At 72.9% G+C, this 24,080-nt stretch carries 14 protein-coding genes and 1 pseudogene; 7 read left to right on the top strand and 8 right to left on the bottom strand.

Annotation, left to right across the window (positions count from 1 at the left end; genetic code table 11):
- Nucleotides 1-109: 109 nt before the first annotated feature.
- The 3 genes from BFN33_RS47615 to BFN33_RS47605 form a co-directional block, all read right to left on the bottom strand.
- Entirely contained in the window at nucleotides 110-769 is a 660-nt protein-coding gene (locus BFN33_RS47615) for a malonyl CoA-ACP transacylase (protein ID WP_069766471.1), read from the bottom strand.
- A complete protein-coding gene (locus tag BFN33_RS47610; protein ID WP_069766470.1) occupies nucleotides 766-4,980 on the bottom strand; it encodes an NEW3 domain-containing protein in 4,215 nt (1,404 codons plus the stop codon). Before BFN33_RS47610 ends, BFN33_RS47615 begins: the two co-directional genes overlap by 4 nt.
- 110 nt (nucleotides 4,981-5,090) lie before the next feature.
- Nucleotides 5,091-5,975, bottom strand: coding sequence for a MurR/RpiR family transcriptional regulator (locus BFN33_RS47605; RefSeq protein ID WP_069766469.1), 885 nt, complete (start codon nucleotides 5,973-5,975; stop codon nucleotides 5,091-5,093).
- 119 nt (nucleotides 5,976-6,094) lie between these two features.
- On the opposite strand from BFN33_RS47605, the gene BFN33_RS47600 reads away from it, so the two are divergent.
- Complete coding sequence (locus tag BFN33_RS47600; protein ID WP_069766468.1) at nucleotides 6,095-6,859, top strand: sugar isomerase domain-containing protein; 765 nt, start codon at nucleotides 6,095-6,097, stop codon at nucleotides 6,857-6,859.
- Nucleotides 6,860-6,955: 96 nt separating this feature from the next.
- Here the strand turns inward: BFN33_RS47600 and BFN33_RS47595 are convergent, their stop codons facing one another.
- Together BFN33_RS47595 and BFN33_RS47590 are read right to left on the bottom strand one after the other, a co-directional pair.
- The gene (locus BFN33_RS47595; RefSeq protein WP_069766467.1) at nucleotides 6,956-10,015 is read right to left on the bottom strand and encodes a beta-N-acetylglucosaminidase domain-containing protein; all 3,060 of its coding nucleotides are present in this window, start codon (nucleotides 10,013-10,015) and stop codon (nucleotides 6,956-6,958) included.
- Nucleotides 10,016-10,062: 47 nt separating this feature from the next.
- Complete coding sequence (locus tag BFN33_RS47590) at nucleotides 10,063-11,103, bottom strand: lysylphosphatidylglycerol synthase transmembrane domain-containing protein (RefSeq protein WP_069766466.1); 1,041 nt, start codon at nucleotides 11,101-11,103, stop codon at nucleotides 10,063-10,065.
- A gap of 495 nt (nucleotides 11,104-11,598) precedes the next feature.
- Here BFN33_RS47590 and BFN33_RS47585 point away from each other — a divergent pair, with 495 nt between their 5' ends.
- The 6 genes from BFN33_RS47585 to BFN33_RS47560 all read left to right on the top strand — a co-directional run bounded on the left by BFN33_RS47585 (nucleotide 11,599) and on the right by BFN33_RS47560 (nucleotide 22,049).
- Nucleotides 11,599-14,925: a BTAD domain-containing putative transcriptional regulator gene (locus BFN33_RS47585; protein WP_069766465.1), complete on the top strand. Its 3,327-nt coding sequence runs from the start codon at nucleotides 11,599-11,601 to the stop codon at nucleotides 14,923-14,925.
- Nucleotides 14,926-15,065: 140 nt separating this feature from the next.
- A complete protein-coding gene (locus BFN33_RS47580) occupies nucleotides 15,066-15,731 on the top strand; it encodes a M15 family metallopeptidase (protein WP_069766464.1) in 666 nt (221 codons plus the stop codon).
- A gap of 86 nt (nucleotides 15,732-15,817) precedes the next feature.
- Nucleotides 15,818-16,387, top strand: coding sequence for an RNA polymerase sigma factor (locus BFN33_RS47575; RefSeq protein WP_069766463.1), 570 nt, complete (start codon nucleotides 15,818-15,820; stop codon nucleotides 16,385-16,387).
- A gap of 124 nt (nucleotides 16,388-16,511) precedes the next feature.
- On the top strand, nucleotides 16,512-17,648 hold the full coding sequence (locus BFN33_RS47570) for a C40 family peptidase (RefSeq protein WP_069766462.1): 1,137 nt from the start codon (nucleotides 16,512-16,514) through the stop codon (nucleotides 17,646-17,648).
- Between the two features lie 140 nt (nucleotides 17,649-17,788).
- A complete protein-coding gene (locus BFN33_RS47565; RefSeq protein ID WP_069766461.1) occupies nucleotides 17,789-20,653 on the top strand; it encodes a SpoIIE family protein phosphatase in 2,865 nt (954 codons plus the stop codon).
- Between the two features lie 169 nt (nucleotides 20,654-20,822).
- Entirely contained in the window at nucleotides 20,823-22,049 is a 1,227-nt protein-coding gene (locus tag BFN33_RS47560) for a molybdopterin-dependent oxidoreductase (RefSeq protein ID WP_079141424.1), read from the top strand.
- A 292-nt stretch (nucleotides 22,050-22,341) separates the two neighbouring features.
- Here BFN33_RS47560 and BFN33_RS47555 read toward each other — a convergent pair whose 3' ends face one another.
- The 3 genes and pseudogenes from BFN33_RS47555 to BFN33_RS47545 all read right to left on the bottom strand — a co-directional run.
- Complete coding sequence (locus tag BFN33_RS47555) at nucleotides 22,342-23,109, bottom strand: bifunctional 2-polyprenyl-6-hydroxyphenol methylase/3-demethylubiquinol 3-O-methyltransferase UbiG (protein WP_069766496.1); 768 nt, start codon at nucleotides 23,107-23,109, stop codon at nucleotides 22,342-22,344.
- A gap of 68 nt (nucleotides 23,110-23,177) precedes the next feature.
- The gene (locus BFN33_RS47550; protein WP_069766459.1) at nucleotides 23,178-23,786 is read right to left on the bottom strand and encodes a DUF2064 domain-containing protein; all 609 of its coding nucleotides are present in this window, start codon (nucleotides 23,784-23,786) and stop codon (nucleotides 23,178-23,180) included.
- Nucleotides 23,783-24,080 (bottom strand): annotated as a pseudogene (locus BFN33_RS47545) (glycosyltransferase); the annotation flags it as partial. The pseudogene BFN33_RS47545 and the gene BFN33_RS47550, both read right to left, overlap by 4 nt.

Genomic DNA, 24,080 nt, shown 5'->3' with positions numbered 1-24,080 from the left:
CTCCACGGCTGGTTCAATGAACCAACTCCGACTCCGATTGATGAAAAGGTGGACCAGAATTCATCGGAGGTCAATGGTTTCCCGTGTTGCGTTTAGGTTCCGTACGAGATCAGTGCCGGTGTTCGTGGTCCGGGTGGGAGGGATCGCCGGGGTGTTCGTGCCCGTGGGCGTAGGTCACGGCGGCGCGTGCCTGGTCCAGCCAACCGAAGAAGGCCTTGCGGGCGGCCGCCTTGTGGAGCTCGCGTGAGATGCCTTCGCGGACCTCGTCGTAGGGCAGCGTGTCGCCGGGCGCGGCCTCGTCGAAGGGATCGACGCCACGCCTGAGGGCGTCCGGGGTGAGGAAGCGGTCTCGGTTGCGGTCGTAGTAGTCCCGTACGGCGGTCTCCGGGACCGTCTGTTCGGACTCCAGGGCGGCGAGGAGGGCGCGGGCGGCGGGGGAGTGGGCGAGGGCTGCGGCGACGATGCTGCCGAGGTCGGCGACGTCTGTCTCGGCGATGGCCAGGACGGAGGCGGGTGACACCTCTTCCGGTACTTTCAGGCCTCGGTCTGTGCAGGCTCTTCGGGCGAGTTCGTCGGTGACGACCACCTGGGTTGCCCAGCGGCGGCGTTGTCTCGCGGCAGAGGGTGCCTCTGTTTGTCGTCGGGCGGGTGCGGGTTCGTTGTGGTTGGTCGCGCCGTTCCCCGCGCCCCCAGAGGGGGTTTTCAGAAAGGAGTTCACCCGTTCTGTCGGGATCGGGTCGCCGTCCACCAGTGCCGCGTGTTCCGTCACTCCGTCACCTCCAGGGTGATCGCCCTCGTGTACGCCACCCGGCCGTGCCACGCCGCCTTCGCCAGCAGCCAGTACGAACCCGGTGGGATCGACGAGCCGTCCACCTCGATGACCGTCTCCGCCTGCTCCCCGCCCGGCACCGTGAAGTCCCGCAGTCCTGGGCCCACGCCCCGCCACGTGCCCCACGACGACACCGCCCACAGCTGGCCGCCGACCGGGCCCCGTGTGGTGTTGTGCAGGCTCACCGGAACCTGAGCCCGCTCACCCCTGCGCACGGTGACCCGGTCGGCGTTCAACTCGCACGTCAGCCCCTGGCCGGCGGGCGGACCGCCGGGTACGTCGAGGCCGACGACGTCCTCGTAGTGCTGACCGCCGTACGACAGCCGGGCCGTGAGCCAGTGGCGGCCGGGCTCGGCGTCCGGTGACGGTGTCACCGTCACCTCGGCCAGCGAGAACCCGCCGGGGCCGAGCGCGTACGGCAGTTCGGCGGGCTCCGCGGACCAGCCGGGCGGCACCTCGAAGACCACCGTGCCGTTCGTCGAGGTGTCGGTGAGCTCCGAACTGATCCGGACCGTCGCCGTGACGGGGCCGGAGGCGGTCAGCGCCGTGGGGGAGAGGTAGACGGAGACGGGCATGTTGCCGCGTGGGGCGGGCCCGGAGTTGTGCAGCCAGTAGCGGGTGTGGACGGGCTGGGCGGGCTCGTGGGCGGCGACACCGGGGTCGGCCGTCGGCTCGGGAGCCAGTGGGGGCGTGGCCAGGACGGTGGCCACCTCGAAGCCGGTCAGCTCCGCCTCCAGAGCCCCCTCGCCGTCCGGTATCAGCGACTCCCCGGGCCTTTCCAGTACGTCAGCCCGCGCGCCCTCCGTCCACGCGACCGGCCCGCGCACCCGTGCCCGCACCGGCCTGCCGTTCACCTCGTGCACGCGGACGACGACCCCGCGCCCCGGGTCCGCCGGCGTCGTGCCGCCCCGGGCCAGCGGCGAGCCCAGCGGCTTGAGGGCGTCGAGGAGCACCTCGCGGGCGGGCTCGACCGCCAGCAGGGAGGTCTTCCTGGGCAGGAGCGGAGACGCGCCCTCACCGCGCACCCGGGCCGTGAGCGGATGGTTGAACTCATGGCCGCGGGCCGGGAGTCCGAGGTCCCGCCAGTCGCCCTCGCCCGCCACGACGGCGTACTCGAAGGTGTGCGACCAGCGCTGGAGCTGGAAGCCCGAGCCGTCGGGGGTCGTGCGGCGTGGCGGGTCGATCCAGACGCCGGACGGCCAGCCGGTGCAGGAGCGCATCAGGGACATGTAGAGGTCTCCGGAGGAGGTGACCACACAGCCCGGCGTGCCGCGGTTCAGGACGGCGAAGCCGCGTCCGTCCCAGGCGTCGCCCGGCGGCAGGGCCTCGCCGCCGCCCGGCGCCGTGGCCGTGACGGTGAAGTCCTCGAGGTCGGCGATCAGCACGTCGACCGCCTTCGCGTCACCCGACGGGTCCGCGCCCGCGATCACCAGCAGCGGCAGGCGTTCCAGGTCGCGCACGTCGGCGCCCGGCACCCACTCCTCGCGCAGCGAGGCGCGCGGTGCGACCCACACGGCCGCCACGCCCCGCTCGGCGACCTGGCGGCGCAGCTCGCGGTCGGCGGCCGGGTCCATGGCGAGTGCCTCGGCGACCAGGGAGTTGCGTTCCGGGCCGCCGACGGCGATCCGGATGTCGGGGAGGTTGGAGTCCACCTCCAGGTCTCCGTAGCGGGGGCCGCCCGCGATGGTCGAGGTGGCGGTGACGCCCGCGCGGACGAGGGCCGCCGCGAGCGGGGTGCCCAGCTCACCGGCCTCGTCCCAGTCGGCGTACACCAGTTCCGCGACACCGATGGCCCGACTGCCGAGCGGCGCTCCGGAGTCGTCGTGCAGGAGGACCCGGGCCGTGGACGCCAGGGCGAACCAGGTGTTGGCCGGGTTGTCCAGCGTCCACGGGAACCGCTCGCTGTCCACCTCCACGAAGCCGAAGCCGCGTCCGATCACCGCGTCGGCGACCTCGTGCACGGGCAGCCCGCCCCGTACGTCGGACGGCCAGCGGACCCGGATCAGGCGGTCGGCGCCGTCGTAGCCGTCGATCGTCGTGGAGACGTCGAGGCGGTCGACGCCCGCCCAAAGGGTCAGCCGCTGGGTGTACTTGAAGACGCCGAGGTCGGCGCGGACGGTGATCCGGGAGCCGGCCGGGGAGTGCTCGACCTCGATGTCGGCGGTCACGTCACGGCCGCGGGCGGTGGTCGTGCCGGTCGGGGTGAGGTGCCAGGGGCCCTCGCCGAAGCGCGGGTGCCTCGGGAACTCCTCCTGAACGACGAGCTCGTTGCCGATCTCCCCGGCGGGCAGGAGCTCCCGGCCGCCCTCGGCCACCGCCCGCAGACTGCTCACGGCACCGCCGCGGGCCGCGTCGACCGTCACCTCGTAGAACTCGTTGCGGATGGTCGTCCCCTCGCCGGGGGCCCACCCGGGGAGGGAACCGGCCGCCAGGGGAAGGGTCTTGAGGCCCATGCCGGGCACCTGCGGGACGACGACCCGCAGGGTGCCGTCCCGCTCGCGCACGGCGGGCAGCGGCTGGAAGTCGTCGCCGACGGGCACCAGGCCCGGGTCGTCGACGGTGAGTACGTCCTGCCGTTCCCAGGTCGTCGGGTTGAAGACCACCAGGTCCGGGCCGGTGCCCGGCTCGACCCGGTCGGCCAGCGCCTTGGTGGCGTCCGCGTGCACGGTCTCGGCGAGATCGGCCAACTCCCGCCAGCCAGTGAGGAGATCGATGTACACCTGGTCCGACTCGGAGCCGGTGACGGCGTCGTGGTGGGCGCCGTAGACGAGCTGGCGCCAGGCCTTGTCGAGGGCCGCGTCCGGATAGGAGTGCCCGGTGACGAGCGAGGCGAGGGTCGCCCAGGCCTCCGCGTCGGCGAGGAGGGTCTCGCCGTGGCGCTGGGCCTGCTTGGTGTCGATGTAGGAGACGTCCTTGCCGGTGTAGATCGGGTTCATGTCCCGGGTCTGCGGCGAGGCCCTGCGACCCTCGGCGTCCAGCTCCGCGCGCACGGCGGCGAAGAAGTCCCGGGGGACGGCACTGATGAACCGGGGCCAGACGTAACGGGCGTTCCAGTCCCGGTGGATGTCCATGACCCAGCGGCACGGCGGTGCGTAGTCCCCGCCGACCGGGAGCAGCACATTGCGCGTGAGCGCGACCTTCTTCAGCCCCTGGAACAGCTTGAGGGCGGCGGCCTCCGCCTCGGGCAGGGCGGGCGCGCTGTCGATCGCCCAGCCGGCGGCGTAGTGATTGACCATGTACGCGGTCAGCAGCCCGCGTCCCGAGGGGGCGATCCACTCGAACTCGGCCGGGAACTGCATCCGTCCGGGATCGCGCGGCTCCTCCCCGAACACGGACATCGTCGGCCCCCACTGGTGGTGCGGCCCGCGCGCCCACGAACTGGAGGTCACTCCCGCGTCCGCCATCAGCCCCGGGAACTGCGGATCGTGCCCGAACGCGTCCAGCTGCCAGGCGGTCTGCGGGGACGCCCCCATGACCCCGCGCTGGAACCCGTCGCCGTACAGCGCGTTGCGTACGGTCGCCTCGGCGCCGGTGAGGTTGGTGTTCGGCTCGTTGTACGTGCCGCCCATGACCTCGACGCGTCCGGTGCGGATCAGCTCCCGCAGGAAGGCGCGCTCCTCCGGGAAGGCGTCCCAGTAGGGCTTGAGGTAGTCGACCTCGGCGAGCACGAAGGTGTACGCCGGGTCGCGCCGGGCCAGATCGCTGTGCGCCCGCACCAGGCTCATCCCGGAGTCGCCGCGGTAGCCGAAGGGGCGGGCGGGCAGGCCGGTGGCGGCGGGGTCGTCGACGACGTCCCAGGTCTCGGTGTAGGCGCCCTGGGTGTTCCACCAGACGGGGTCGTAGTGGAAGTGGCTGACCATGAACATGGTCCAGCCGGGCTCGGCGACCGTGAACTCGCCGGTGCCGTGCGCACTCTCGTCGCCGTCGGTCGCGGTGACCGTGATCGGTCCGCCGTCGCCTGTCACGGGTATCTCGGCGCGCACGGTGCCGTTCTCGCCGACGGTGACGACCGTCTCTCCGACGCCGCGTCCCTCGACGGTGACGTGGACCGAGCGACCCGGAACGTGCTCGATCCCGGCGGCCACCACCTGGAGCGGCCGCTCGGGTGTACCGACGAACAACTCGGTCGACTCAACAGCGGTGACACGCATGGGGCTCCTACGAGATGACTCGGGGGAGCCCCATCCTGGCACTGAGAGGATGATTCAAACAACCATCCTTGAGTTATGTCGGTGGTTCATCCATGCAAGATCGGCCACGGTCAACGCGTACGGCGAGCCCTCACCGCGTGCTGCGGGCTGATGTGCTCGGTGAGCGCGAGGGAGGCGCTGGCCCGCTGGTAGCCGACCTGGCCGACGCGGACGTAGAGGCAGTCGATGATCATCAGGACGGAGTGCCGGCCGCCGATGCTGCCGGTGCGGAAACTGGTCTCCGAGGTCGAGGAGATGAGCCGGATGTCGGCGGCCTTGGCCAGCGGGGAGCGCGGGTCGGTGGTGATGGCGACGGTGGTCGCGCCCCGCTCCTTGGCCATCTCGAAGGGCTCGAGGGTCTCGCGGGTGGCACCGGAGTGGGAGATGCCGATGGCCACGTCGGCGGGGGTGAGCAGGGCCGCGGAGGTGGCCGCGCCGTGCACCTCGGTCCAGCCGCGGACCTGGCAGCCGATGCGGAACAGCCGGGTCTCGGTCTCCTGGGCGACCGCGCCACTGCCGCCGACGCCGTACACGTCGATGCGGCGGGCCTTGGACAGGGCCTGGGCGGCGCGTTCCAGGGCGTCGAGGTCGATACGCTCGATGGTCTGCTGGATCGCGCGCAGATCCGCGCTGCCGACCACCTGGACGACCCGCTCCAGGCTGTCGTCCGGGGAGATGTCGGGACCGATCTCGGCCGAACCCCAGTCGGAGACCTCGCCCCGGCCGCGCTCCTGGGCCAGTTCGATCAGCAGGTGCTGGTAGGACTCGAGGCCGATGGCGCGGCAGAACCGGGTCACCGTGGCCTGCGAGGTCCCGGTGCGGCGGCCCAGCTCGGCGGCCGAGCAGTGGGTGACGGCGGCCGGATCCTCCAGGATCAGCTCGCCGACCTTCCGCAGGGAACCGGCCAGCCGGGGCAGCTCGGTGCGGATCAGGGTGGTGACGTCGGTCGGAGGCATGGAAAGAAGGTATCAGCCACCCTTAGGGCCACTGATTGAATACCAGGACCGCATAGTGGTTTATTGATTCATCGATGGGTGGTTGTATGGTGGTTCAATCCATCAGTGGGGAGTGTCGCGTGTCCGTCGAGTCAGTCAGCGCCCAGGGCTTCTCCGAACAGAGCCTGGACGTCCTCCGTAACGTCACCGAGTCCGCCCGGGAGGACGTGCGCCGCGCCGCCGAGCTGATCGCCGACTGCATCCGCGCCGACGGTGTGATCCATGCCTTCGGCACCGGTCACTCCCAGGCGATGGTCCTGGAGATCGCGGGCCGCGCGGGCGGTCTCGTGCCCACGAACCGGCTCCAGATCTCCGACCTCGTCCTCTACGGCGGTGCCGACCCGAGCGTCCTCGACGACCCGCTGCTGGAGCGTGAGCCGGGGGTGGCCGTCCGTCTCTACGACCTGGCCGCCCCGCAGGCCCGGGACCTGTTCGTCATCATCTCCAACTCCGGCGTCAACAACGTCATCGTGGAGATGGCGCTGCATGCCAGGCAGAAGGGGCACAAGATCCTCGCGATCACCTCACTGACCCACACGGCGGCCGTGCCGGCCGGGCACGCGAGCGGGAAGAAGCTCGTGGACCTGGCGGACGTGGTGCTGGACAACGCGGCGCCGGTCGGGGACGCGTTGCTGTCGTTGCCGGGGGGTGGGGCGGTGGGGGCGCTGTCCACTCTGACCGGTGTGATGCTGGTGCAGATGGCTGTGGCGGAGGCTTCGGGGCTGCTGCTTGCCGCGGGTCAGCGTCCGCCGGTTTACGTGTCGGCCAACGTGCCCGGTGGGTTCGAGGGCAACCTCGAGCTTGAGAAGCGGTATGCGGGGCGGGTTCGGCGTACGGCCAGTTAGTACTTGGGCGGCGGTTTGCGGGGAAGCTGCGGGCCGGTGGGGGCTGGTCGCGCCCGCGCGGCGGTAGCCGCAGATTCGACTCAGCCCCGCGCCCCTTCAGGGAACCAGCGCCACCGCCAGTGGATAGGCGCCCGTGCTGAAGGGGGGCCCTGCGGTCCCCGAAGTGACGTCGATCGGTACCAAGGCGTTTCCGTCCGCCGTCGTGACGTAGGCCGTGCTGCCGTTCCAGTTCAGGGCCACGTCGAACGCCGACTTTCCGACGGTCACCTGCCGGCCCGGTGCGCCGGTCACCGTGTCGACCGGGGTGACGGTGTCTCCGTTGCTCGGGCTGACCCACAGGGTCCGGCCGTCCGGTGAGAGGGCGAGGCCGTATGCCTGGCCGGAGACCAGGAAGGTCGGTTCGGTCTCGTTCGTCGTCGTGTCGATCGGAGTCACCGTCGAGCCACCGGAGTTGGAGACGTAGACCGTCCTGCCGTCGGGGGCCGCCACGACGTTGAAGGGGCTCGGGCCGACCGGGATCGCCGGGCCCGCCCTGCCGGTGGCGAGGTCGACGGGGCTCACCGTGTTGTCGTGGATGTCCGCCACGTACAGGGTTCTGCCGTCGGGCGTGATCGCCATGTTCTCGGGCCCGTCGCCGACCGGGACCGGGGTGCCGGTCCTCAGGGTGCCCGTGTCGATCGGCTGCACGGTGCCGTCCGTGTAGTTGGCGACCCAGAGTGTGCCGCCGTCCGGGGTGAGCGCGAGTCCGGCGGGGACCTTTCCGACGGCGACCGTGGTGGTGACCGTGCCACTCGCCACGTCGATCACGCTGACCGTGTCGGAGCCCTGGTTGGCGGCGTACGCGGTCCGCCCGTCCGCGCTCACGACGACCTCGCCGGGGTTGTCGCCGACGGCGATGTTCCTGGTCGTGCCGGAGGACAGGTCGATGGAACTCACCGACGCGCCACTGAAGTCGGCGGTCAGGGCGCGGGGTGTGCCGGTGCCGTCGGTGACCCGGACCGGGAGAGCGCGGTCCAGGATGCCGGTGCCCGACACGACGACGGAGTGGACGCCCTCGGTCTTCCCGGTGAGGGTGACGGTGACCTTGGCGTCCGGGGTGGTCGCCGTGCCCTCGGAGGGTGAGGCGGTGACGCCGTCGGGCACGTCGAGCTTCCAGCTCACGGTCCTGGCCTGCGCGTCGGAGAAGTCGAGGGTGACCGTGGCGGAGGCGCCGGGCCGGACCGACACGGAGCTGGGCGAGAAGGCGGCGTCCACGCCGGGATCGGGGGCGTTCTCCAGCATCGTGGTGTAGAGGAACTGGTCCATCACACCCGGCGACACCTGCTGCGGAACGGCGTCCAACTCCTTGCGTTCCTGCTGGAGTTGCTTCCAGTACGTGGCGACCGCGTCCGCGTCACCGCGCTTGTGGGCCAGCAGCAGATCCACGGCCGTCCCGCCCGCGCCGCCGTAGCGGCCGAGTTTGTCGAGCCAGGGGGAGGTCTCGTCGAGGAACCCGGGGTTGTCGAGCCGGGCACGCAACTCGGCGGGAGTGGCGGCCATGTCGGCGAAGTAGGCCTTCAACCGGGTTGCCGCGCGGTCGAGTCCGCTGTCCTGCTGGTAGGCCTTGCGGAAGGCGGCGATCAGCCGGGTGAGGGTGGGGGACTCGGTCGCGTCGAGCTCGGAGGAGTAGTTGTTCTCGGCGAAGATCCGCAGCCACTTGGCGGCGCGGGGTCCCGCCAGGTCCTGGACCGAGGCGGCGAACGCCTTGCGCGGATCGTAGGCGGTCGGGTTCCACAGAAAGGCGGCCGAGGTGAACAGGGCGATCCGGCTCGCCTCGCCCTGGACCATCGGGTTGGCGGTCACACCGGTGGCGGCGCTCGCCACGCCGGGTTCCCGGCCGGTGTAGGGGCCGAGGAGGAGACGGCTGGTGACGTAGTCGTTGACCGGGTAGTTGTCCCAGACCAGGATCGGATGGCCGTAGACCTCGCGGGCCTGCTTCACCTGCTCGGTGGTGATGGTGGGCGCGATGACGCCGACGCCGGTCCACTCGACGACCACGGACGGATCGAGCTGCTCCCGAAGGGCCTTCTTGTACGGGGAGTCGGCGAGGTCGGAGTACTCGGTGGGGACCATTTCCAGGGGTTGAAGTCCGGTGTGGTCGGCGGAGAACCGCTTCCACGCGGTGTTCAGCAGATGGGCCTGCGCGGCACCCGCCGCACCACCGCCCGTGCCGAACTCCTGCTCGTCCTCGGGGCAGTTCCACTTGGTGTAGCTGATGTCGTCCAGCGGTATCGCGAAGGAGCGGACGCCGATGGCGTACAGCGAGTCGAACTTGGCCGTGAGCGCCTCGATGTCGGCGTCCGACGAGTAGCAGACCGACAGGCCGGGGGAGAGGGCGTAGGTGAAACGGACGTGATTGGCGTCGGCCCGGTCGACCAATTCCCTCAGCCGGTCCAGCGCCGCGGCCGGGTACTCGTCCCGCCAGCGGGCGCGCAGGTAGTCGTCGTCCTTGGGGGAGTAGACGTAGACGTTCTGCTTCGTCCGCCCGTAGAAGTCGAGCTGGGCGAGTCGCTCGGCGTGCGTCCAGGGCGTGCCGTAGAAGCCCTCGATGACTCCGCGGAGGGCGGCGGTGGGCCAGTCGCGGATCTTGACCACGGGCAACTGGTTCCTGCCGGCCAGGAGTTGGCGCAGCGTCTGGGCGGCGTAGAAGGTACCGGTCGTGTCGACGCCGGAGAGGGAGAGGAGGGCCTGGCCGTGGCTGCGGCCGGAGGCGAGGACGTAACCGCCGGGGGCCAGACCGGACGGGGAGGCGGCGTGGAGCTGTTTCAGCGTCCGGGCGGTGGCGCTGTTCTCGCCGGGACCGCCGACGTAGACGGTCAGGGCGGCCGCGGGCGGCCGGTCGCCGGCGTCGACCGTCGTGATGCGGTCGGCTCCGGCGGCTCGCAGAGCCGCCTCGACGACCCGTCTCGCGGACGGGTCGGTGTGGGGGCCGACGACCTCGACGACCCGGCGGGGGACGGGGAGCCGGCCGCTTCCGGCACTCATGCTCTGCGGAGTCGGCCAGACCTGGGGCGCGGGCTGCCGGGGCCCGGCAGCGGCGGGCGCCGCCGGGGCCGCGAGGCCGAGGGCCAGAAGCAGGACGGCGGCCGTATGTCTGAGACTGACGAATGAAGCCACCCTGAAATGCTATGGATGTTGAATGAAGCATTCAATGGGGCGAACGTTCAAAGAACCTTCCGGTGCACGAGGGCCGACATGCAGAGCACTCCGGGCAGCAGGGGCAGCCACACCGTCAGGACGCGGTAGCCGATGAGGGTCGCCGTGCCGAGGCTCACGGGGACGCCATAGACGGCGAGGGTGAAGACCATGGCCGCGTCCACCGGACCGATGCCGCCGGGCGCCGGCACGGATCCGACCGCGCTGCTCGCGGCGAGGTACGCGAACGCGACCTGCGCCCAGGACAGCGTCACGCCGAGCGAGGCGCCGACCGCGTGGATCACGCTCGCCTGCAGCAGGGGCGCGGCGGCCGCGCCGCCCCACAGGGCGAGGATCCGGCTGGGCATGGTGTGCAGCCGGCGGGCGTCGGTCAGGGCGGTGCGCACGAACGTGACCGCCGGGCGGCGCAGCGGGCGGACCAGGGTCAGCACCAGGAGTGTGCCGCCGAGCCCGAGCCCCGCGGCTACCAGGGGCAGGAACAGCATGCGCCGGTCCGGGACTAGCTCACCGAGCCGCAGCAGACCGGGCAGGGCGACCAGGAAACCGATCAGGACGAGCGTCTTGGCGATCGGCCTGACCAGCGCGTACAGGGCGAGTGAGGCGGTGGCGCGGCCCAGCGGGATGCCCTGCCCCTGAAGGAAGCGCAGGGTGACGGCGTGCGCGCCGAGGCTCGCCGGCAGCACGTGGTTGGCCGCGCCTGCGGCGAACTGCGAGGCGACCAGCAGCCCCGACGGCAGCCGCTCGGGCAGGGCGCCCTGCCGGACGACGGAGGCGGACACCCAGCCCAGGCAGGTGTAGAAGAGCCCGATGAGCAGCCACCAGGGGTCTGCGGTGGCCAGCCGCGCGGTGCCGTCGTACAGGGCACGCCAGTCCAGCGCCGCCCAGGTGCCGATGAGGAGGACGGGGAGCAGGGTGAGCAGGCGGCGGGTGAGACGGGTCAGGGAGCGGCGGGAACCGGCGGGAGCGGGAGCCGGAACACTGATCGGGAGCGGGGCCGGGGCGGAGGCGGGGAGCGGCCCCGGGGGACCTTCGAGCGGAAGCAGGGACACGGCGCACGTCGTCCTTTCGCGTCATGCCCCGTGCGGGACACGGGGCATGACGGAGGCAAGGCGATGCAGAGGGGACGAAGGGAAACGTTCCCGCTCGGTGTGACGTTCAAATGTCCGGCAGTCGAAGGGGCGCGGGCGGGTGGGCGAAACGGGGTGGGGCGTCGGCGCCGAAACGGTCAAGCGGCGGCGAGAACCCCGGTCATTGAAGTCGCCCCCAGAAATTTCGGAGAGCCCTCATACGAACGCCCCCGACCAGCCGTCCCTCAGGTGAGGGGCAGCTCTGGGCACCGCCGAAATCCAGCCAACCGCCGTCCGGGGGAAGCCGTGCGCCCGGCTTCCGTGCGCCGGGCGCGACCCGCTGTTCAGGGCCCGCCGCCGGGCGGCCGACTGGCCGGATCCGGCCAGGTCCGCCCCGATCTCGTCGTCCGGCGGCACCGCCCGTCGATATCGTCGAACACGCATCCGTGGGGCGGGCGGTACGGCGATCGGGGAACGATGCTCCAGGTACGTCTTCTCGGTCCGGTGGAGGTGTGGGAGGGGAACCGACGGGCCCCGCTCGGCGGGGTCAGACCCCTGGCCGTACTGTCCGCACTCGTCGTCCATCTGGGCGAGGTGCTCTCCACGGAACGGCTCGTGGACTGTGTCTGGGACGAGCAGGCGCCCGCCACCGCCAGCGCCCTCGTCGCCACCCATGTCTCGGCGGTGCGCCGCGCGCTCGCCCGCGTCGGTGAGGCGGAGGTGATCCGCACCCGGCCGCCGGGATACGTCGCCGACCTCGACCCCTCCCAGGTCGACGCCCGCCGCTTCGAGGAACTGCTCGCGTCGGGCCGGGCCGAGGCCGCCCGGGGCCGCTCGGCCGAGGCCGCCGAGCTGCTGTCCGAGGGATTGGGGCTGTGGCGGGGGCCGGAGGCCATGGAAGGGCTGGGCCAGTCGTTCGCCCGGATCGAGGCGGCCCGGCTGGGCGAACTGCGGCTGGTCGCCCAGGAGGAGTCCTTCGGCCTCCAGCTGGAGCTGGGCCGCGCGGACCGCACGATCGCGCCCCTGCTCGCGCACGTCGCCGCCCACCCCCTCCGGGAACGGCCGCGCGGCCAGCTGATGACCGCCCTGTTCCGCACCGGACGGGTCTCCGACGCCCTGCGCGCCTATCAGGAGGGCCGCGAGGTCCTGCGCGAGGAGCTGGGCATCGACGCCGGGCCGGAACTGCGGGCGCTGCACAAGGCCGTACTGACCAACGACCCGTCGCTGCTCGGTCCCGGCCCCGGGGCCCACGGCTCCTCGCTGCTCGCCACGGACTCCGGGTCCCACGCCTATTCGCCGCACGGTACTCGCCCCGGGCCCGACGCCGCTGTGCCACACGACACCGGCCCCGGGCCTCACTCCGCTGTACCGGACGGCACCCGCCCCGGCGCCCAGCCCGCCGCACCGCACCGCCCCGGCCCCCAAGTTTCCCCGGCGCACGGCACCGGCTCCCGGCCGCCGGTCCAGGACCCGGACGGGATCACGGCGGACCGGCGGCGGGCCACGGACCCGGCGGCCGCCGGCCGAAGTACCGCCCCGGGCATGCCCGCGCGGCCCGCGCCCTCCCATCTCCCCCCGGACATAGCCGACTTCGTCGGCCGCTCGGACCAGATCGACTGGGCCGTCTCGCTGCTGGGCCGGGTCGACGACCCCGGCCGTACCGCCCCGCCGATCGGGGTGATCTCCGGACGCTCAGGAACGGGCAAGACCGCCCTCGCCGTCCACGTCGGCCATCGCACCGCCGAACTCTTCCCGGACGGCCGCCTGTTCGTGGACCTGCGGGCCGCCGACACCGCCCCGCTGCAACCGGCCGACGCCCTCGCCCGGCTGCTGCGGGCCATGGGCGCCGAACCGGCGACGCTGCCGAGCTCCGTCGAGGAACTGACGGGGCTGTACCGCACGTACACCGGCCACCGCCGCATTCTGCTGATCCTCGACAACGCCGCCGGCGAGGCGCACGTACGGCCGCTGCTGCCGCCCGGCCCCGGCTCCGCGGTGCTCGTCACGAGCCGGCGCCGACTGGTGGCGCTGGAGGGCGCGGCCCACCTCGATCTGACCGTCCCGGACGAGGAGGAGGCACTCGAACTCCTCAGACGGGTCGCCGGGGCGGACCGGGTCCACGCGGAGCCGGCACAGACCGCCGAGATCGTCGCGCTGTGCGGGCGGCTGCCGCTCGCCGTGCGCATCGCCGGAGCGCGGCTCGCGGCCCGGCCGCACTGGGTGCCCGGCCGGCTCGCCGCCCGCCTGCGCGACGAGCGCCTTCGGCTCAACGAACTGCGCGCCGGGGACCTGGAGTTGCGCACCAGCCTCGAACTGGGCTACGCCGACCTCGATCCGCAGGAGCGGCGCGCCCTGCGCCGGCTGGCCCTGCTCGACCTGCCCGACTTCGCGGCCTGGATCGCCGCGCCCCTGCTGGACATCGGCACGGAGGAGGCCGAGGAGGCCGTCGAGCGGCTGGTGGACTGCCACTTCATCGACGTGATCGGGGTGGACGGCACCGGCCGCAGCCGCTACCGCATCCACGACCTGGCCCGGGAGCACGCCCGCGAGCGCTGTCTGTCGGAGGAGAGCGCCGAGGAGCGGGCGGCTGCCGTACGGCGCCTGGTCGCGTGCTGGCTCGGACTGGCCGGGAAGGCCGCCGCGCGGGGCCCCGGCGGCACGGCACGCTACTTCCCCGAACCGGCCGCCGTACGGCCCCTCGACCCGCTCGATCCGCAGGCCGAGGAGGATCTGCTCAGCCGCCCCGCGGCCTGGTTCGCCGCCGAACAGACCGGTCTGCTGGCGGCGGTGGAGTACTGCGCCGACCACGGGATGGACCGCGCCGCCCGGGACCTCGCCGGCGCGCTGATCGCGAGCTCGGTCGCGCTGTACAACCAGTTCGACGCCTGGTCCCGCTCGCACACCGCGGCGATGGCGGCGGTGCGGCGCAGCGGCGACGGCGAGGGCGAGGCGTGGTTGCTCACGGGGCTCGGTCAACTGCGCTACGAGCAGGACGAGTTCGAGGAGTCGTACGCCTACTACCGCGATGCCCTGCGGCTGTTCGAGGCGCAGGGCGGCGGGCCGCGGGGGACGGCCCAGGCCCTTCTCGGCATGGCCACGGCCCGGCGCGAACAGGCCCGCTACACCGAGGCGTCGGAACTGCTCGACGCGGCGCTGGAGCGGTACGGGCGGCTCGACGACCGCGGTGCCCTGGCCCGGGTGCTGTACGGCCTCGGTTACGTCCACCGGGAACAGGGCGGGGGCCCCGCGGCCCGTGAGGCCTTCGCGCAGGCCCTGGAGCTGTACCGCGCGGAGGGCGACCGGCACGGAGAGGCGCTGATCCTGCGCGCGCTGGCCCTCTGCCACCGGGCCGAGGGGGAGTACGAGGCCGCCGAACGGTTGCTGCGGGGCGTGCTGCGGATTTTCGTCGGCCTCCACGACACGTTCGGCGTGATGTACACGGAGCAGTCGCTGGCGAAGGTGGAGCTGCGGCTGGGCCTCCTGGACGAGTCGCGCGAACGGCTCGGGCGGTGTCTGGAGCTGGCGCGGGAGCGGCAGGACCGGTTCGGCGAGGCACTGGTGCTGCGGACGCTGGGGGAGTGGTGTCTGGCGTCCGGTGACGCCGGCAGTGCCCGGGGGCCGCTGGAGCGGGCGCTGTCCCTCTGGGAGGCGTTGCGGCTGCCGCTGTGGCGGGCGCGGACCCTCTGGGACCTGGCCGAGGTGTGGGAGGCCGACGGGGAGGCGGGGGCGGCTTCGGGGGCCCGCGCCGAAGCGATGGAGGTGTTCCGGGAGTTGGGGGCTCGGGAGGCGCGGGAGCGGGCGTAGGAGCGAAGGGGGCGCGAACCGGCTGCGAACCGGGTGCGAGGTGGCTGCGGCGATTTCGCGGATGTCGCTGCAGAACCCATGGTCCACCGCTTGCAGGCGATCTGCAGAGCATTTGCAGAGGACTCCGCGACGCTCCTCTCGTGACAGACATCATCACGCTCGCGGATCCCAGGGTCGCCGCGGTGACGCACGACGAGTGCGGGGAACCGCTCGTCGATCTGCGGGACGACGGCCGGTTGCGGCTCGATGCCCGGCAGGCCGACGACGAGGGGAGCTACGCCCATCTGCGGGCCGGCGCGCTGCACCGGCTGGTGCGGGCGCAGCGGCTGCTGCCCGCGGGGATCCGGTTCCTGGTGGTGGAGGGGTACCGGCCGCCGGACCTCCAGCGCCGGTACTTCGAGCAGTACGCGGCGACCATGCGGCAGGCTCACCGGGACGCGGCTCCCGAGCGGATCCGGGAGCTGGCGAGCGCGTACATCTCGCCGCCGGAGGTCGCGCCGCACGTCAGCGGCGGCGCGGTCGACCTGACCCTGTGCGACCACGCGGGCCGGGAACTTCCGCTCGGCACGGAGGTCAACGCCACCCCGGAGGAGAGCGCGGGCGCCTGCCGCACCGACGCTCCCGGCATCGACGCCGAGGCACGCGAGTACCGGGCCCTGCTGCGCCGGGTGCTCACCACGGCCGGGTTCGTCAACTACCCGACCGAGTGGTGGCACTGGTCGTACGGCGACCGGTACTGGGCCCTGCTGCGCCGCGTGCCGGCCGCCCGCTACGGCCCCGCCGACCCGCCCCGCCCTCCGGCCTGACCACCGGAGCGGGACAGCGCACGAAGAACACCACGAGGGGATCACCGCAAGGGATCGCCGCGAGGATCACCGCAAGGGGGAACGACATGCACAGCCACGCCACCTGTCCGCCACCGCCGCGCGAGGCCGACAACCGGACGAGCCGGGACAGCGGTACGAGCCCGGACAACCGGATGACACCGGGAGACTTCGACGCGTCCTTCACGGCCGACATGCCAAGGCTGCGAAGGCGGCTGCTGGCACTGACGGGCAATCCGCACGACGCCGACGACCTGCTCCAGGAGACCTATCTGCGGCTCTCCCGGCGGGCCCGCTCCCAGACCCTGACGCGGCAGCAGCATCCGTACGCCTACACCTGCGCCGTCGCCCTCAACCTGCTGCGCGACTCCTGGCAGCACCCCTCCCGCCGCGAGCGCACCACGGACGAGCTGCCGGAAGCCGGCTGGGACGGCGGACTCGCCTCCTACGAGGCCTCCGCGACGGCGCTCGCGCTGCTCGGCGTGCTCTCCGAGAAGGAGGCCGCCGCGGTGATCCTCGTGGACCTGGAGGGACTCACCCACGACACGGCCGGGGAGCGCCTCGGCGCCCACCGCGGCACGGTCCAGCGCAACCGCCTGCGCGGCCTCGCCAAGATGCGTGCCGCTCTCCACAACTAGGGCCGGACCGGCCCTGGCCGGGTGGCACTCCCCCACGGGGGTGGGGTGTGCCACCCGGGTCCTTGCGTCTCCCACCGGTGTCACCGGCCCCCCGCTGACGCCACCTCGACGAAGGAAGAGTCCCTTGAAGACCATCAGTACGCGCCGTCGGACCAGCGGCGCGCTCCTGGGCGCCTCGGCGCTGGCGCTCACCGCGTTCTTCTCCGCCCCGGCCCACGCCGCCCAGGACGCCACCTGCGGTGTCCTCGCGCCCGGTGCCTCGGCCACCGCGCAGGCCGCCGTCGACGCGGCCTGTTCCCAGATCGGCGTCTGGTACAGCTGGGGCGGCGGCCACGCGGCCACACCCGGCGCCAGCTACGGCTACTACGACGGCTCCGACCCGGACAGCCTCCACGACGGCGAGCGCAAGGGCTTCGACTGCTCGGGCCTGATGCGGTACGCGTACTACCGGGCGACCGGCAAGGACCTGCTCAACGGCACGGCCGACGACCAGTTCCACAGCTCGCAGGCCTCCGCCCGGTTCTCCGCAGGGCAGGGCACCGCCCCGCTGCTGCCGGGCGACCTGATGTTCTGGGGCAGCGGCCACATCCACCACGTCGCCATGTACCTGGGCGGCGGCCAGATGGTCGAGGCGTACGAGTCGGGCACCCACATCAGGGTCACGTCCGTGCGCACCGGCGGCGACTACGCGGGCGCGATCCGGATCAACGGTTCCGGCACCCCCGTCCCGCCGCCCGCGAACGGCGGCACGGTCTTCGAGACCTGGGGCACCGGTGTGCGCACGCACAGGACGCCGAGCGTGGGCTCCGCCGTCGTCGACACCTTCGCGGGGCCCACCCAGGTGTCGGTCCAGTGCCAGCAGCACGCGGAGACCGTGACCGCCGAGGGGTACACCAACGACGCCTGGGCCAAGCTCGCCGACGGCTCGTGGGTGACCAACATCTACATCAAGGGTCCGGCGTGGCTGCCCGGCATCCCGGACTGCGGCGGCAGCAGCACCCCGCCGCCGTCCGGTGGCAGCAAGGCCTTCCAGACCTGGGGCACCGGGGTGCGCACCCACAGCGAGCCGAACGTCAACGCCGGCGTGGTCGACTACTTCGCGCAGCCGACCACGGTCAACGTGGTCTGCCAGAAGCACGCCCAGGAGGTGACGGCCGAGGGCTACACCAACGACGCCTGGTCGAAGCTGACCGACGGCTCGTGGATGACCAACATCTACATCAAGGGCCCGGCCTGGCTGGACGGCGTGGCCACCTGCTGACCCGTCCCCTCGGGTGCGTGTCCCGCGCACGACAGGTGTTGTGATGCGCGTCACAAGGGGTCTACGGTGTGAGGGCCTGGAGGGCGCCGGGGGCCGAGCCGAGCGGCGGTGAGCGACCGGGCCGCCTCCGGGTGAGGGAAGTGATTCCGTTGTCCGTCACCTGGGACGACATCGGCGGGCTGGTGGATGCCCACGAACGATTCCTGACCGGTGCCCGGGTGGACGCGGACGTCCGGGGCGCGGTGCTCGACTCCTGGAAGCGGTGCAGGTCGGTCGGTCTCGAGCCGGACCGGCTGCTGGTGCCGTACGCACCCGGTCTGGCCCTCGACGACACCCTCCTGCGGGCCGCCGAGCCGGTGCTGCAACGGCTCACCGGCTCGCTGTCCGAGGTCGGTATGACCATCGCGCTCTGCGACGGCCAGGGCCGGATGGTCCAGCGGCTCGGCGGCGACCGGCTGTTGCGCGGGCGGCTGGACGACGTGCGGTTCGCCCCGGGCTTCGACGCCTCCGAGAAGGTCGTCGGCACCAACGGTGTCGGCACCGCGCTGGCCGAGCGCGGACCCGTCTACGTCGTCGGGCGTGAGCACTTCGCGGACTGCCTCCAGCCCTTCGCCTGTGCGGGCACGCCGGTGCGCAACCCGCTCAGCGGGCACATCGAGGCCGTACTCGATCTCACCTGTCTGCGGGACGACGGCGACCCCCTCATGCTGCGGCTGGTCCGCGAGGCCGCCCGTGACATCGAGGCACGGCTGCTGGAACAGGCCACCCAGCGGGAGCAGGCGCTGCTCGCCGCGTACCGGCGTGCCGGGCGGGACGCCGACGGGTGGCCGCCGCAGCCCGCGGGCACGCGGCCGGGGCGGTACGGCGAGGGGGCGGGCGCTCGCCTCGGGCGGATCGATCTGGCCGTACTGCGGGAGAAGGCCGAGGCGCTCATCGCCGCGCCGCACCGGACCCTCGACGAGGTGATGCTGTCGGGCGGCCGCAGCGCCATGTTGCTGCGCCGCCAGGTGCGGGGAGCGGCGGGGGAGACGGGAGTGGTGGTCGAGGCGCGGATTCTCGGCGGAGCGGGGATGGGGCCGATCGGCCTCGCGGGGCCGGGGACCGCCGACGGGCCGGCCACCGTGAACGAGGTGGTGCCGTTGCCCAGGACCACCCCGCCGCCGCTGCCGAAAAAGAAGAAGCGGGCGGCCACCACCGCCCTGCCCGGTTCGCCCATGTCACCGACCGTCCCCACGCTCCTCCTCCCCTCCCCGCAGCCCTTCGCCGCCGAACCCGTGACCGACGACCGGCTGCTCCTCCTGGGCGACCCCGGCGTGGGCCGGCTCGCCGTACTCGCGCGCGGGCGCCTCGAGTTGCTGCACGAGGCCGGGATCAGGATCGGCACCACGCTGGACGTCGCACGGACCGCGGAGGAGCTCGCCGAGGTGGCCGTACCGCGGTTCGCCGACTTCGCGTCCGTGGATCTCCCGGACCCGGTGCTGCACGGCGAGGAGCCGGGACCGCTCGGCGCGGACACCCCGCTGCGCCGGGTCGCCGTGGGCAGCGTGCGCGAGGAGCCCGACCTGTACGGCGTCGGCGACCAGGTCCGCTACGTGCCCTCCACCCCGCAGTCCCGCAGCCTGGAGACCGGGCGGGCGGTGCTCGAACCGGTGCTCGCGGAGGCGGGCGGCTGGCTCGCCCAGGACCCGGCGCGGCTCGCCCGGGTGCTCACCGCCGGCATCCACTCCCTGATCACCGTGCCGCTGCGGGCGCGCGGCACGACCCTCGGCGTGGTCAGCTTCTACCGCTCGGGACACCCCGCCCCCTTCGAGGAGGACGACCTGTCCCTCGCCCAGGAGCTGGCCGGACGCGCGGCGATCTGCATCGACAACGCGCGCCGCTACACCCGCGAGCACAACACCGCGCTCGCCCTCCAGCGGAGCCTGCTGCCGAAGGGCCGCCCCGAGCAGAGCGCCGTCGAGGTCGCCTACCGCTATCTGCCCGCGCAGGCCGGTGTCGGCGGCGACTGGTTCGACGTCATCCCGCTGTCCGGGGCGCGGGTGGCGCTGGTCGTCGGAGATGTCGTCGGCCACGGACTGCACGCGGCCGCCACCATGGGCCGGCTGCGCACCGCCGTGCACAACTTCTGCTCCCTGGACCTGGCGCCCGACGACCTCCTCGCCCACCTCGACGACCTGGTGGGCCGCCTGGACCGCGGCGAGGGCTGGGCGGTGGACAGCGGTCAGGCGGACTCCGGCATCGTCGGGGCCACCTGCCTGTACGCCGTCTACGACCCGGTGTCCCGGCGCTGCGCCCTCACCCGCGCCGGGCACCCGCTGCCCGCGGTCGTCGGCCCCGACGGCACCGTCGAGTTCGTCGACCTGCCCTCGGGACAGCCGCTCGGACTCGGCGGCATGCCCTTCGAGACGGTGGAGCTGGAACTCGCCGAGGGCAGCCAACTGGTGCTCTACACCGACGGGTTGATCGAGGACCGGCACCAGGACATCGACGCCGGGCTGGAGCGGCTGCGTACTGTCCTGGCCGGCGCCGACCGGTCACCGGAGGAGACCTGCGAGGCCGTGCTGGACGCGCTGCTCCCGGCCCGCCCCAGCGACGACGTGGCCCTCCTCGTCGCCCGCACCCGCGCCCTCGGTCCCGAGCGGGTGGCCCAGTGGGAGCTGCCGAGCGACCCGGCGGTCGTCTCCCGCTCCCGCGCCGCGGTCACCGAACAGCTCGCCGCCTGGGGGCTGGAGGAGCTGTCGTTCACCGTCGAACTCGTCGCCAGCGAACTGGTCACCAACGCCATCCGCCACGCCACGGGCCCGGTCCAGCTACGGCTGCTCCGCGACCGCGCCCTGATCTGCGAGGTCTCCGACGGCAGCGGCACCTCCCCGCGGCTGCGCCGCGCCCGCACCGAGGACGAGGGCGGCCGCGGCCTCTTCCTCGTCGCCCAGCTCACCGAGCGCTGGGGGACCCGCTACACCCCCGAAGGAAAGGTCATCTGGACCGAACTTCCGCTGCCGTGAAGGCTCACCACCCCGTGAGCAGGCGAGCACCGACACCCCAAGGGGGCGCGAGGAACTGCGCGACCAGCCCCCGCCCCGCCGCACCCGGACGGCTGACATGCGACGGCGTCAGAGTTTCGTCATGGTTCGCAGGCCCGTTTCCCGGGTGGCGCGGGCCTACCGTCGGGGCATGGCACGGTCTCCCTTCGCACCCTCCTTCTGGCGCAGCCCGCTGCGTGGCCCCTGGCTCACCTCCGTCCTCGGGGTCGTGCTCCTCGGCGGCATCACTCTGCTGTTCGTGACCGGGCTGCTGTCGTACGCCGCCTACAACCCGGACCTCTCGCCGGTGAACGACAAGACCCCGGACAAGGGCGTCCTCGGCTTCTACCTCTTCTCCTGGCCGACCGACCCGCACTGGCTGTACCGGCTGAACCAGGGCGTCCACGTCACCCTCGGCATCACCCTGATCCCCGTCCTGCTGGCCAAGCTGTGGTCGGTCGTACCGAAGCTGTTCACGTTGCCGCCCGCGCGGTCGCTCGCGCACGCCCTGGAACGGATCTCACTCCTGCTGCTGGTCGGCGGTGCCCTGTTCGAGTTCGTGACCGGAGTGCTCAACGTCCAGTTGGACTACCTCTTCCCGGGCTCCTTCTATCCCCTGCACTTCTACGGGGCGTGGGTGTTCTTCACCGCGTTCGTCGCCCATGCCGTGCTCAAGATGCCGCTCGCCTGGCGGAGTCTGCGCCAACTCCGTGAGGAAAAGACCGAGTTGGTGTCGCCGGACCCTGCCCGCCCGACGGTGTCCCGGCGCGGCGCCCTCTGGTTCGTCGGGAGCGGCTCGCTGCTGCTGTTCGCCACCACGGTCGGGCAGAACTTCGACGGCGTGCTCCGCAGAACCGCCCTGCTCGCCCCGCACGGAGGCAGCGATCCGGCCTCCGGACCGGGCGGCTTCCAGATCAACAAGACCGCCGCGTACGCGGGGATCGACCCGGGTGAGACGAGCGAGGAGGCCTGGCGGCTCGTCGTCGTGGGGCGTGCGGGGCGCACCGTCCGTCTCGGCCGTGCGGAACTCCTCCAACTTCCCCTGTACAGCTCGGCGTTGCCCATCGCCTGTGTGGAGGGCTGGTCCACCTCGGATCAGTGGTGGCGCGGGGTGCGGCTGCGGGACCTCGCGGCGCTCGTCGGGTACGAGGACGATCCGCCGGACGTCTTCGTGGAGTCGCTGCAACGGCACGGCGCCTTCCGGCGAGCCGCCCTGCGCGCCAACCAGGTCGCCGATCCGCGCTCCCTGCTGGCCCTGTCCGTCAACGGCGAGGACCTGACCCCCGACCACGGCCACCCGGCCCGGATCATCGTGCCCGCGGCGCCCGGTGTGCTCAACACCAAGTGGGTGGCCCGGCTGACGTTCGGAGACCTGTGATGCGGATCCCTCTCGGCAACCCTCTCCAACTCCTCCTGCTCGTCTGCTCGTTCGCCCTCGCGGGGTATGCGGGGGTGCGGCTGCTCGCGGGGGACTGGTTCGGGGTCGCGCTGTGGTTCGTAGGGGCGGCCGTGGTGCACGACGTGGTGCTGCTGCCGCTGTACGCGGCGGCGGACCGGGCGCTCGTGAAGACGGCGGGACGGCACGTGATGTACGTGCGGGTCCCCGCCGCCCTCTCCGTTCTGCTCCTGCTCGTGTGGTTCCCGCTGATCAGCGGGCAGGTCGCGGACCGCTACGCCTCCGCGACCGGCCTGTCCCCGGACGGCTTCCTGGCCCGCTGGCTGCTGGTGACGGCCGTGCTGTTCGGTGGCTCGGCGGTGGTCTTCGTCGCACGAAGGCGCAGGGACACGAAGGAACGGCCGCCCGCCGTCCACTGATCCACGGGCGCCCAGTCGGTGCGGGCCGCGTGCCGCAGCAGGGCCGGGCTGCCGAGCCGGGCCCACGGGAACGGGTTGCCGGTGGCCCCCCGGGCATCGGTGACCCGCACCTGGACCCGCTCGTCGATGTCCGGGTCGGCGACCGTCTCCGCGATCAACAGTCCGCCGGGGGAGAGGAGTTGGGACATCCGGTCGAGCAGGGCCGGTGGGTCGCCGCCGATGCCGACGTTGCCGTCGATCAGCAGCGCGGTGCCCCAGCGGCCCTCGCCCGGCAAGGACTCGAAGACGGACCGCCGAAGGGCCTGCCCGCCGAGCGCGACGGTCCGTGCGACGGCCGCCTCGCTCACGTCGATGCCGAGCACCCGCCGGCCGCGGGCACCCAGCGCGGCGACGAGCCGCCCCGGCCCACAGCCGACATCCAGCACCGCGCCCTCGCAGCGCCGCAACACCTCCAGATCCACGGCATCCGCGGCCGCGCACCACCGCTCCGGTTCCAGCAGGAGCAGCCATCCGTCGGAGCGACGCAGGAACAGGGGGCCCTGACCGGTGCGGAGGGCCTGGGCATAGGGGTCGGCGGACCAAGTGCCGTCGTCCAAGGGGCCCTTGGCCGCGTACAGCCGCAGGCCACCCGTACCGGGCTCGGCCCCGGCCCCCTCCGCGATCCGTGCCGCGACGTCGACCCCCCGCCCGCTCACCGCCTCGCCCCCGCGAGCCGTCCCAGCTCCGCCGCGAACCGTCCGCCCGGTGCCGCCCTGGCCACCAGCTTCGCGTCGTGCGCCGTGTCCACGTCCCGCAGCGGCGGCAGCTCCCGTACCCGCAGGCCGGTCAGCCGGGCGCGCTGGGCCGCTCCGGTGTGGGGTGTCGACATCGGCACCCCGCGCAGCAGGGACGGATCCGGTTGTGCCAGACCCAGTGCCCAGAAGCCGCCGTCCTCGGCCGGCCCGAAGTACGCCTCGCAGTCGGCGAAGTCCACCGTGAGCAGTTCCGGAGTCACCTGGGGCGTGTCCATGCCGATGAGGAGGGCCGGTCCTTCGCAGCCCGCGAAGGCCGCGGCCAGCCGTTCGTCGAGGCCGCCCGCGCACTGCCGTACGACATCGAAACCCGGTGGCAGCCAGGGGCCCGGCGTGCCCTCCAGGACCAGGACCCGGCGGCGGGCCGGGGTGCGGGCCACGACGTCGAGGGTGTCCGCGAGGGACGCCTCGGCCAGCGCGGCCGCCTCCTCGAGGGTGAACGGCGGGGTGAGCCGGGTCTTGACCCGCCCCGGCCGCGGTTCCTTGGCGATGACGAGAAGCGTGGTCACGCCCGCACCCCCGTCTCCGACTCGGCGAGGACCTGGCTCATGTCCCGCACCGCCTGCCAGGTGCCCCGCCAGGTGCCCGTCACCTTGGAGACGCCGGTGCGCGGCCGGTACGGGACGTCGTGCTCGGCGATGCGCCAGCCCGCGTCGGCCGCCCGCACCACCATCTGCAGGGGGTAGCCGCTGCGCCGGTCCGTGAGGCCGAGGGCGAGCAGCGGCTCGCGCCGGGCGGCGCGCAGCGGGCCCAGGTCACGCAGGCGCAGACCGGTGCGGCGGCGCAGCAGCCGGGCGAGCGCG

It is taken from the genome of Streptomyces sp. LUP47B, assembly GCF_001746295.1.
Taxonomy (GTDB): domain Bacteria; phylum Actinomycetota; class Actinomycetes; order Streptomycetales; family Streptomycetaceae; genus Streptomyces.
The sequence above is the reverse complement of the archived record's forward strand: the minus strand, read 5'-3'. Positions and strand labels throughout refer to the sequence as shown.

Bases quoted from the DNA above. Each gene is read 5' to 3' on its own strand.
- BFN33_RS47610 (WP_069766470.1), bottom strand. From the start codon at position 4,980: ATGCGTGTCACCGCTGTTGAGTCGACCGAGTTGTTCGTCGGTACACCC.
- BFN33_RS47605 (WP_069766469.1), bottom strand. From the start codon at position 5,975: ATGCCTCCGACCGACGTCACCACCCTGATCCGCACCGAGCTGCCCCGG.
- BFN33_RS47585 (WP_069766465.1), top strand. From the start codon at position 11,599: ATGCTCCAGGTACGTCTTCTCGGTCCGGTGGAGGTGTGGGAGGGGAAC.
- BFN33_RS47575 (WP_069766463.1), top strand. From the start codon at position 15,818: ATGCACAGCCACGCCACCTGTCCGCCACCGCCGCGCGAGGCCGACAAC.
- BFN33_RS47560 (WP_079141424.1), top strand. From the start codon at position 20,823: ATGGCACGGTCTCCCTTCGCACCCTCCTTCTGGCGCAGCCCGCTGCGT.